Annotated in this window: 12 protein-coding genes; 2 read left to right on the top strand and 10 right to left on the bottom strand. The window is 69.8% G+C overall.

The annotated features are described in order from the left end of the window. The 7 genes from groEL to JWN97_RS13975 form a co-directional block, all read right to left on the bottom strand. The coding region (gene groEL, locus JWN97_RS14005; protein WP_297623636.1) for a chaperonin GroEL at window positions 1-831 on the bottom strand (831 nt) is incomplete at its 3' end. A 235-nt stretch (window positions 832-1066) separates the two neighbouring features. Beyond that, window positions 1067-2830: a TadE/TadG family type IV pilus assembly protein gene (locus JWN97_RS14000; protein WP_297623634.1), complete on the bottom strand. Its 1764-nt coding sequence runs from the start codon at window positions 2828-2830 to the stop codon at window positions 1067-1069. After that, window positions 2830-3270, bottom strand: a complete 441-nt coding sequence (locus JWN97_RS13995) for a TadE/TadG family type IV pilus assembly protein (RefSeq protein ID WP_297623631.1) — start codon at window positions 3268-3270, stop codon at window positions 2830-2832. The genes JWN97_RS14000 and JWN97_RS13995 overlap by 1 nt, the downstream gene beginning before the upstream one ends. 167 nt (window positions 3271-3437) lie before the next feature. Continuing rightward, entirely contained in the window at window positions 3438-4274 is an 837-nt protein-coding gene (locus JWN97_RS13990; RefSeq protein ID WP_297623629.1) for a hypothetical protein, read from the bottom strand. Then, entirely contained in the window at window positions 4271-5113 is an 843-nt protein-coding gene (locus JWN97_RS13985) for a hypothetical protein (RefSeq protein ID WP_297623626.1), read from the bottom strand. The genes JWN97_RS13990 and JWN97_RS13985 overlap by 4 nt, the downstream gene beginning before the upstream one ends. Window positions 5114-5122: 9 nt before the next feature. Further along, window positions 5123-5629, bottom strand: coding sequence for an SGNH/GDSL hydrolase family protein (locus tag JWN97_RS13980; protein ID WP_297623640.1), 507 nt, complete (start codon window positions 5627-5629; stop codon window positions 5123-5125). Next, on the bottom strand, window positions 5557-5847 hold the full coding sequence (locus JWN97_RS13975) for a hypothetical protein (RefSeq protein WP_297623623.1): 291 nt from the start codon (window positions 5845-5847) through the stop codon (window positions 5557-5559). The genes JWN97_RS13980 and JWN97_RS13975 overlap by 73 nt, the downstream gene beginning before the upstream one ends. Before the next feature lie 123 nt (window positions 5848-5970). Between JWN97_RS13975 and JWN97_RS13970 the strand changes: the two genes are divergently transcribed. Then, window positions 5971-7185, top strand: a complete 1215-nt coding sequence (locus tag JWN97_RS13970) for a DUF2157 domain-containing protein (protein ID WP_297623621.1) — start codon at window positions 5971-5973, stop codon at window positions 7183-7185. Then, entirely contained in the window at window positions 7182-7679 is a 498-nt protein-coding gene (locus tag JWN97_RS13965) for a GDYXXLXY domain-containing protein (RefSeq protein WP_297623618.1), read from the top strand. The genes JWN97_RS13970 and JWN97_RS13965 overlap by 4 nt, the downstream gene beginning before the upstream one ends. Before the next feature lie 18 nt (window positions 7680-7697). Here JWN97_RS13965 and JWN97_RS13960 read toward each other — a convergent pair whose 3' ends face one another. The 3 genes from JWN97_RS13960 to thrC all read right to left on the bottom strand — a co-directional run. Then, on the bottom strand, window positions 7698-8162 hold the full coding sequence (locus tag JWN97_RS13960) for a DUF6174 domain-containing protein (protein ID WP_297623615.1): 465 nt from the start codon (window positions 8160-8162) through the stop codon (window positions 7698-7700). A gap of 46 nt (window positions 8163-8208) precedes the next feature. Then, window positions 8209-8484 carry a MoaD/ThiS family protein gene (locus tag JWN97_RS13955; protein ID WP_297623612.1) on the bottom strand — a complete coding sequence of 92 codons (276 nt, stop codon included), beginning with the start codon at window positions 8482-8484 and terminating at the stop codon, window positions 8209-8211. A gap of 132 nt (window positions 8485-8616) precedes the next feature. Continuing rightward, on the bottom strand, window positions 8617-9483 hold an 867-nt coding region (thrC, locus tag JWN97_RS13950), incomplete at its 5' end, for a threonine synthase (RefSeq protein ID WP_297623609.1).

The raw sequence follows: 9483 nt of genomic DNA, 5'->3' as shown, positions 1-9483 counted from the left end.
CGGAGCCTTGACGGCGACGGACTTGAAGGTGCCGCGGATCTTGTTGACGACCAGGGTCGAGAGCGCCTCGCCCTCGATGTCCTCGGCGATGATCAGCAGGGGCTTGCCGCTCTGCATGACCTTCTCGAGCAGCGGAAGCAGGTCCTTGACCGTCGAGACCTTCTGGTTGGCGATCAGCACGTAGGGGTCGTCGAGGACGGCCTCCATGCGCTCCGGGTCGGTCATGAAGTACTGCGAGATGTAGCCCTTGTCGAAGCGCATTCCCTCGGTGAGCTCGAGGTCGAGCCCGAAGGTGTTCGACTCCTCGACAGTGATGACGCCTTCCTTGCCGACCTTGTCCATCGCCTCGGCGATGGCCTCACCGACGATGGTGTCGGCGGCATAGATCGACGCGGTCGCGGCGATCTGCTCCTTGGTCTCGACGTCCTTGGCCATGCCGAGCAGCTGCTCGGAGACGGCTTCGACGGCCTTCTCGATGCCGCGCTTGAGGGCCAGCGGGTTGGCGCCGGCCGCGACGTTGCGCAGGCCCTCGCGGACCATGGCCTGGGCCAGGACGGTGGCCGTCGTCGTGCCGTCACCGGCGACGTCGTCGGTCTTCTTGGCGACCTCCTTGACCAGCTCGGCGCCGATCTTCTCGTAGGGGTCCTCCAGCTCGATCTCCTTGGCGATCGAGACGCCGTCGTTGGTGATCGTGGGGGCGCCCCACTTCTTCTCCAGGACGACGTTGCGGCCCTTGGGACCGAGGGTGACCTTGACCGCGTCGGCGAGGGTGTTCATACCCCGCTCGAGCCCGCGGCGGGCCTCTTCGTTGAAAGCAATCAGCTTCGGCATAACTCTTCGCGATTCCTGTCGACGTGAGTCTGTGGTGGTGACGCCAGGCGGGCTGCCCGCGACGGACGGTCCGCTCGGCCGACGGTCCATTCCCGCCGGTTTGCGCAGACCTCAGCGTCACCTGGGTCGTTGTCACTCTCGTGTCGAGAGTGCCAGTCTCATGTCTAGCACTCGACCCCGGAGAGTGCAAACGCCGCCACGGGACCGTGGCGGCGTCAGCAGGGTGCCAGCAGGCTCAGGGAGCGGGCGGCATCTTCACGAAGCGAATGCCGTTGGACACCTGCGTGATCGCCGTGGTGAAGATGTTGCTCAGCGACGCCCCGTCGGCCGCGCAGAAGAAGTAGTCACCGTCGACGTTCTCGGCCTCGATCAGGGCCGGGGTGTTGCATGCGTTGGCGGTGCTGGGCAGCCCCGTGTTCGGGTCGGGCGATGCCGCGTTCGCGAGCACGTCACGCACGGCGGCGTACGCCGTCGAGGTGGAGCCCTTGCGGCAGCGAGCGGTCGCGGCGTCGCCGAACGCGATGGTGATGACCGTGATGTCCTGGGCCTTGGCCTTGTCTGCGACCGAGATCAGGTTGTTGCAGCCAGGGGGGCCACCCGCGGTCTGGGTCCCCGCGGACAGGTCACCGGAGTTCAGCTCGGTGTTGCCGAAGGACGGTCCCGACTCGTCCGGCATGCCGTCGGTCTCGAACACGAGCACCTTGCGGGGGGTCCCGGGTCGGGCCGGCATCGATGCGGTCTCGCCGCTCAGCAGCTTGGCGACGCCGCCCTTGAACGCACTGGCGAGGTGCGTGCCGTACTCAGCGGCGATCGATTGCGGCAGGCACGAGATGCCGTCCACCAGTGCGCTGGCATTGTTGAGCGTCGCCACCGACGTCGGCGAAGCCACCGTGGAGAGGTAGTTGTTGCTGAACGGGACCGGCGTCCAGGTGCCTGAGATGATCTGCGCGTTGGTGCCGAACCCCGGCGCCGGACGGCTCGTGGTGGTGGGTGTACCGGTGGTGGGTGTGTATGTGTAGGTGTCGATGACCGTGCTGGTGCTGGCGGGTGCCTTGGTGCTCGCCTCGGTGTAGCAGCGGCCGTCGCCGTTGGTGTCGCCGGTGCCGTCCCAGTGCCCGTTGTAGTTGCGGAGCGTGCTGGAGTCGTAGCTCTTCTCCTGGGCCACCGAGCACCCGGTGAGGCAGTTGTTGACGATGAAGTCGTCCTTCTGCGGACCATAGGTGTTGGCCTTGGCGGTGTAGTCGGTCGTGCGCGACTTGTGCAGCGTCCCGAACGACACGTAGTGCATGCTCGGCGTCATCACCTTGAGCATGTTGAGGATTGCGACCTTCATCGCCTCGCGGTCGGCGTACTTCATCGACGCCGTCCTGTCGGCCATGACCACCACGTCGAGGGGGTTGGGCGTGTCGTTGCCGCAGGAGCCCTTGCAGGCCACTGTGGTCACCGCGCCCGTGCTGCCCTCACGTCGGTCGTTGACACCGTTCGACAGCAGCCACTCACCGATGCTGGCGAACCCGAACGGGACGATCTTCTCGTCGGAGACCCGCATCGAGTTGCACTTGTCGCCCTGGTCGGGGAAGCACGGGATGGCACAGATGATCGTGTCGCAGCGCAGACCTGGATAGCTGGCTGCGGTGTAGGGCGGCGAGCCCGGGGTGCAGGTGGCCGGGATCTGCTCCGTGCGGACCGCCTTCGTGCTCCCGGTGGAGCCCACGATGCACCAGAGGTCGGTCTCCGGGCTGAGTGTCGGGTCCTGCGTCAGCGCCATCGCGCGGGCCTTCGCCATCGCGCCTGTGCCGTTGTTGGGCAGCTCGTAGGCGCCCGCATGTGCGGCGGCGTCGATGTTGTCGTGGAGCTGCTGGCGCTCCATGGCCAGGCTGCTGATGTCGACCGCCAGGGCGGCAGCGAAGAACAGGACGACGGCCATCAGCGCGACCATGATGGCCATGGCGCCGTCCTCGTCCCGACCGTCCCCGGGGCGGCGCCGTGGAGCCTTCATCACTCGATCCTCATCCGGGTGGTCTTGCTCAGGTTGATGCTGTCGGTGCCCATCAGGCCGGGCACCGGGGTGATCCAGGGGTGGGAGTAGGTGATCGTCAGGATCGCCGTGCCCCCCGAGGCCTTGCCCGCCGTCCACGAGGCGCACGGCGTGGTGGAGTTGGGCTTCTGGCAGGTGAGCGAGACGGTGGTCGCCGTCACGCCGCTGTCACCCAGGTACTTGTTGACGACCGCGGTCACCTCCGCGCTGGTCTGTCCCAGGCTCGCCGCACGAACGCCCTCGCGGGCGGCGTTGTTGAGCATCGTGTAGCGGTTGATGGCGAAGCCGGCGTCGATCATGCCCGCGACGAGTGCGAGCAGGATGGGCATCAGCAGCGCGAACTCCACGGCGACGGCACCCCGCTCACCACCCCTGCGCCTGCGGTTGTGCGACGATCCCACGACGGTCCTCCCCCTGGTGCCGTGGCCCCCAGGCGCACGACGGTGCTCAGTCCTGCGAACCCGGGAACGTGAGCCACGCCCCGCGCGCAGGATGGACCCATCATCCGGGCAGGTGCCCCTCCGCCGCGCCGCCCGAAGAGGCCTTTCGAATAGCCCGTTCGGACTATTTATCGAGGCCCGAAAGAGCCACGTCGGGCCAGCACCAGGTCGGCGTACGGCGCGGCGTTGGCGGGCGACACGTCCAGGTAGAGCCCCGGCTCGATCAGCTCGAGCTCGCTCACCACCCAGTCGCCGCCCCACTGCAGCAGGTCGACGCGCAGGTAGTCCATCGGTCGGCCGAAGCGCTCCGCCATCGCGTGGTGGGCGCGCAGCGCCAGGTCGCCGACGTCGCCCATCGCGGCGGTGCGCACCCGTCCGCCGTACTCCTCGTTGACGCGTACGTCATCGGCGCCGGGCTGCTTGTCGAAGCGCTGGGTGAGCCGTCCGTCGATCACGTAGACCGACACCTCGCCGTGGGTGCGGATCGACTCGACGAGGGGCTGGACCACCCACGAGCCGTCGACCAGCCGGGGGTCGTCCGGGTCGCTGACCACCATGAGTCCCGCGCCACCGGCTCCCACCCGCGGCTTCACCACCGCGGTGCCGAACCCGGCGATGCCCCGGGCGAGGTCGGCGCGGTCGTCGGCGACCAGCGTCGGCACCGCGGGCAGGTCGCCGAGGTCGGCCAGGTAGCGCTTGTCGTGGTTCCAGGCGAAGACGTCGGCACCGTTGAGCAGCCGGGACGGGTCGAGCGAGGCGGTCCAGGCGAGGAACTCCTCGGGGCGGGAGATGTAGTCCCACGTCGACCGCACCGCCACGAGGTCCGCGCCGGCCCAGTCGACCTCCGGGTCGTCCCAGCGGGCCCACGAGGCATCGATGCCCCGCTCGGCGAGGGCGGCGTCGAGGACCGGCGCACCGGGTTCACCCAGCGGGAGGTCGCCGCTGGTCGCGAGAAGGATGCTCATGCGTCTGGTAGGTCGGACGAGCCGTGGAAGGTGTGGGCGGCGTGGTCGCGGTTGGTGCCCTCGCGGTTGTCACCCTTCTCGATGATCACGAGGTTGTGGTAGCAGTGCACGGCCCGGACCCACTGGTCGGTGTAGGTGGGCTGATAGTCCTCGAGGAGGAACTCCTCGTGGTTGAGGCCGTCGATGAGGTCCTTGACCAGGTCCATCGACGTGCCCGCGGCACGCGGCTCCAGCTCACCGCCCCAGGCCGGCCAGTAGGACGTCTGGGTGTCCTCGATGCAGTAGATCGCACCGTCGGGCAACAGCGGGAACAGGATCCGGAAGGACTCCCGGACGTGGGCCGGGATGTGGCTGCCGTCGTCGATGACGACGAGCGGAGCCCCCTGCTCCTCGATGATCCGATGCAGGATGGCGGGGTCGGTCTGGTCACCGAGGTAGGTGTGGATGTGCCCACGCGTCAGCCACGTCTTGTCCTCGATGTCGAGGCCGACGATGGTCGCCTTCGGGAAGAACCAGCGCCACATCTTCATCGACGCCCCGCTGCGCCGGCGCTTCTTGTAGCCACCGATGCCGAGCTCGAGCAGGGTGAAGGAGTCCTGGCGCAGGTGCTGCAGGTGGCGCTCGTAGTGGGGGGTGTACTTGTGGACGCCCCACTTGTCGGTGCGGAACTCGATGGCCAGCTCGGTGAGGTTGCTGGCGAGCAGGCGACGACGGCGGGCGGCCTTGGCACTGTCCGGGGGCGGGCCCGCCTGCTCGCGATCGGGCGGGGTCTGCATGCGGCTGGCCTTCTGGGCCGCCTTCTTGACGGCCTCGCCGGCTCGTCGAGCAGTGGTGCGCACCCGGGAACCCTAGCCTGACCCACCCACGTCCGGGGCGTGGTACCCGAACGGCACCTCCTGCACCACTCCCAGCGCCGCCAGCACCGACGGGAGCACGGCCTTCGCGGTCCGTTTGTAGCCGTGGGCACTGGGATGGAAGCGGTCCAGGCTGGACATCTCCTCCGGGTTGGAGATGAAGAACGGCCCCACCACGTGCGCCAGCGACATGGCCCGCGCGCCACGGTCGAGGGCCGTCACCCACTGGGCCTCGGCCAGCTGGCGGGAGGCGCGCGAGCCGAGGGCACGCAGCGGCTGCGACACCGACCGCAGGGCGCCCAGGTCGGGACACGTGCCGACCACCACCTCCGCCCCGCGCGCCCGCAGGTCGTCGATGGCCTCGGTGAGGTGGCGCACGGAGTCGGCGACCGGCACGCGGTGGGTGACGTCGTTGCCCCCGACGACGATCACCGCCACGTCGGGCCGGTAGGAACCGGGCAGACCGGCGAGCTGGGTGGCGAGCCTGCTGCTCTCGGCGATGGAGTCGCCGAGGACGACGAGGTCGACCGGCTCGCCGTACGTCTTCTTGTAGTGCTTGTCGCCCGCCGGGGCCCGCTCGCCGAGCGCTTGCCGATGGCCCTCCGTGCCTGGGCGGCCTGCCGGTGCAGCAGCTCGCGGGCGCCGTACGCCGTCGCGCCGGCGAGACCGCCGAGGACGGCCAGCGCGAGGCCGGCCCGGGTGAGGTGGGTGCTGGTCACCCTCCCTTCAACCACGCCGACCTGAACGCACGGGCACGTGCGGGCGTCGAACGACCCAACGGTCCTGCACAGATGGGCCGACGTACTCAGGACAGCGCGGGCGGCACGCGCCACGCTGGGGCCATGAACGCTCCCGCGCCCGTCATCACCCGTCCGGTCCCACCGCGCCAGCTCGCCTGGCTGCGCTCCGAGGTCGCCGACTGGACCACGCAGGGCATCATCAGCGAGGACCAGGCCACGCGCATCGCCACGAGGTACAGCGCCGACACGCACACCCGCTTCAGCATCGGGCGGGTCCTGCTCTACCTCGGCGGCGGGTTCGTCGGCATCGGCGTGATCTGGCTGGTGGCCGCCAACCTCGACCAGCTCTCCCCTGTGTCCCGCTTCGTCGCGGTCACCCTCATCTGGCTCACCTTCCTCCTCGGCAGCGAGCTCCTCGCGAGCAGGAAGGCGTCCGCGCCCGTCGTGGGCGCGGCCCGGCTCCTCGCCGCACTCGGCATCGGCGCGGTCCTCTTCCAGGCCGCCCAGTCCCTGCAGGTCCCCGCCTTCGAGCCCCGCCTGCTGGGGCTCTGGTCCGCGGCAGCCCTGCTGCACGGCTACCTCAGGCGGGCGTACCTGCCCTTCCTCGTCGGACTGTTGACCGGAGTCGCGTGGTGGCTCACCCAGCCGATGTGGGACGAACCCAGCGGCCTCACCGTGGTGCTGCTCCTCGGCGCCGGCGCCGTGCTCGCGGCCGGCCTGGCCGTGCTCCACGACGGTCGTCTCGACGCCTTCGCGCGGGCCTGGCGCGCGGTCGGCGGGGGCATGGCGCTGCTGGCGATGTTCGTGGCCGCCGTCCCGGACATCGGTGGCGACGGGATCGTCTGGTCCGGCTGGCTCGTGCTCGCCCTGGTGGTCGCCGGGATCGCGGCAGCCGCTGCCGTCGCCGTACGCCCCGGCGTGCATGCCCTCGAACCGCTCGGCGCGATCGTCGTCCTCACGGTTGCCACCCTCATCGGCCTCTGGACGACCGGGACCGACACCTCCGACGTCGACGCGACCGACTGGTTCCACGCGGCGACCTCGGTGGCCGCCTACGTCGTCCTCGCCGTCGCGCTCGTGGCGCTCGGCACGGTGCGCGAGCACCCGGCGCTCACGTGGATGGCGATGACCGGACTGGTCGTGTTCACGACCTTCCAGAGCTTCGCGGTGTTCGCCCCGATCGTCACCGGAGCGTGGCTCTTCGTGGTGCTCGGCACGGTCTTCCTCGGCACCGGCTTCCTCTTCGACCGGGCCCGGCGCGAGCTGGCGCAGGTCCTGGACAGTGACACCTCCACCACCGAAGGGACCGACCGATGAACCGCATCGCCGTCACCGCCGTCGTCGCCGTGGGCCAGCTGGCGCTCGTGGGGCTGGGAGTCGCTCCCCAGCTCTCCGCCCGGCTCACCGGGGACACCTACCTCATGGCAGTCGCGCCGCTCGACCCGATCGACCCCTTCCGGGGGGCATACGTCTCCCTCGACTACCCCGACCTGCGCCACGAGTCGTCGGACTCGTCGGACGCCACGGGCCTGGGCGCCCTCGACGACGGCGAGGAGGGCGACGTCTACATCATCCTCGTGCGGCAGGGCGACGTGTGGGCGGCCGACGAGTGGAACCGGGAGCGCCCGGCGGACGGGCCCTACCTCGCCTGCGACGACCGGTCGTGGCAGATCCGCTGCGGGATCGAGAGCTGGTTCCTGCCCCAGGACGACGCCGCCGCGACCGAGGACCTGCTGCGCGACGGCGCGGTGGCCGAGGTGCGGATCGACGGTCGCGGCAACGCCGCGCTGGTCGACGTACGGGCTCCGTGAGACGCGGCGCCCGCCGCCTCAGTCGAGCCGGGTGAGCGAGACGGAGTAGTAGGTCTCCTCGTCGGCGACCATCTCGTCGGGGTCGATGGCGATCGTCTTCGGCACGCCTCGCCGCGTGTAGTCGACGTCGACGCGGTCGGCCTCCGCGGACGCACTGCGGATCATCGTGAACAGCTCGTCGACCGAGTAGCCGCGGCGCGGCGACAGCGCGCGCTCGCCCCGGGTGACCCGACGCGTGCTGTCGTTGCGGATCAGCGTGCGTACGGCGTCGCTCGGCACGCAGAAGCAGCTGAGCCGGACCGTGATGACGTAGTCGTCGATCCCCTTGGTCTGCCAGCGCTGCCACGCCGCCGACAGCTCGGGCTCCTCGTTGATGCCCGGCACGAAGGGTTGCACCGGCTGGGGGTCGGCGGCCGCGACAGCAGGAGCGGCGCCGGCCCCGATGGTCAGCGGGAGGAGGGCGGCGAGCACGGCTCGCTTCATCGTCGTCATGGTGCTGGGACGGCGACCGGGGCGGGTCCGGTTCCCCTCAGCCGCCGGCGACGGCGGGGATCACCGAGATCTGCACGCCGTCGGGGGTGGCGGTCGCGAGGTCGTCGAGGAAGCGCACGTCGTCGTTGCCGACGTAGACGTTGACGAACCGGCGCAGGTTGCCGGCCTCGTCGAGGATGCGGCCCTTGATGCCCGAGTAGCTCGCGTCGAGGTCGTCGAGGACGGCGGCCAGGGTGCCGCCCTCGGCGCTGACCTCGGACTCGCCACCGGTGTAGGTGCGCAGGATGGTCGGGATCCGGACGGAGACTGCCATGACTGTTTCCTTTGCTGGGTGATGGAGCGGCGTCTGGTGCGTGCGGCTGCAAGGCGGAGGTGCGTCGGCGACCTTCAAGCGAAGCGGGTCGTCAAGCGCCGACAACGCGGCAGACGCTCCACCGGACCTCGCTCAGACGATGTTGGCGGCGACGAAGGCGTCGTAGGACGGGGCGATGGTGGCGACGGCGCCGACCCGGTCGGACACGGCGTCGAGGGTCTTGAGGCCGTGGCCGGTGTTGATGATGACGGTCTCCAGCGAGGTGTCGAGCTGGCCGGTCTCCACCAGCTTCTTCAGCACGCCGACCGTGGTGCCGCCGGCGGTCTCGGTGAAGATGCCCTCGGTCCGCGCGAGCAGCACGATCGCCTCGCGGACCTCCTCGTCGCTGATGTCCTCGACCGCCCCACCGGTGCGGCGGCAGATGTCGAGGACGTAGATGCCGTCCGCAGGGTTGCCGATGGCCAGGCTCTTGGCGATGGTGTCGGGCTTGACCGGTCGGATGGCGTCGGTCTCGGCCTTGTAGGCCACCGACACCGGGGAGCACCCGGTGGCCTGCGCGCCGAAGACCCGGTAGGGCTTGTCCTCGACCAGCCCGAGCTTGATGAGCTCCTGGAACGCCTTGTCGACCTTGGTCAGCTGCGAGCCGGACGCGACGGGGATCACGATCTGGTCGGGCAGGCGCCAGCCGAGCTGCTCGGCGATCTCGTAGCCGAGCGTCTTGGAGCCCTCGGCGTAGTAGGGCCGGACGTTGACGTTGACGAAGGCCCAGCCGTCCTCCTCACCGGCGATCTCGGAGGCGAGCTTGTTGACGTCGTCGTAGTTGCCGTTGACGGCGACGAGCCGGTCGGTGAAGACGGCCGAGTTGACCTGCTTGGGCTGCTCGAGGTTGCTCGGGATGAAGACCACGGTCTTGATGCCGGCGCGGGCGCCGGCCGCGGCGACCGCGTTGGCGAGGTTGCCGGTGGACGGACACGCGAACACCTTGGAGTGGAACTCGGT

Origin of the sequence: Nocardioides sp. (assembly GCF_025965415.1) — a bacterium.
In the GTDB taxonomy this organism is placed as follows: Bacteria; Actinomycetota; Actinomycetes; order Propionibacteriales; family Nocardioidaceae; genus Nocardioides.
Note: the sequence above shows the minus strand (reverse complement) of the source record. Positions and strands in the feature narration are given on the sequence as shown.

Excerpts from the sequence above, each read along its gene's own strand:
- JWN97_RS13955 (WP_297623612.1), bottom strand. The coding sequence starts at position 8,484 with ATGGCAGTCTCCGTCCGGATCCCGACCATCCTGCGCACCTACACCGGT.
- JWN97_RS13960 (WP_297623615.1), bottom strand. The coding sequence starts at position 8,162 with ATGAAGCGAGCCGTGCTCGCCGCCCTCCTCCCGCTGACCATCGGGGCC.
- JWN97_RS14000 (WP_297623634.1), bottom strand. The coding sequence starts at position 2,830 with ATGAAGGCTCCACGGCGCCGCCCCGGGGACGGTCGGGACGAGGACGGC.
- JWN97_RS13990 (WP_297623629.1), bottom strand. The coding sequence starts at position 4,274 with ATGAGCATCCTTCTCGCGACCAGCGGCGACCTCCCGCTGGGTGAACCC.
- JWN97_RS13965 (WP_297623618.1), top strand. The coding sequence starts at position 7,182 with ATGAACCGCATCGCCGTCACCGCCGTCGTCGCCGTGGGCCAGCTGGCG.
- JWN97_RS13970 (WP_297623621.1), top strand. The coding sequence starts at position 5,971 with ATGAACGCTCCCGCGCCCGTCATCACCCGTCCGGTCCCACCGCGCCAG.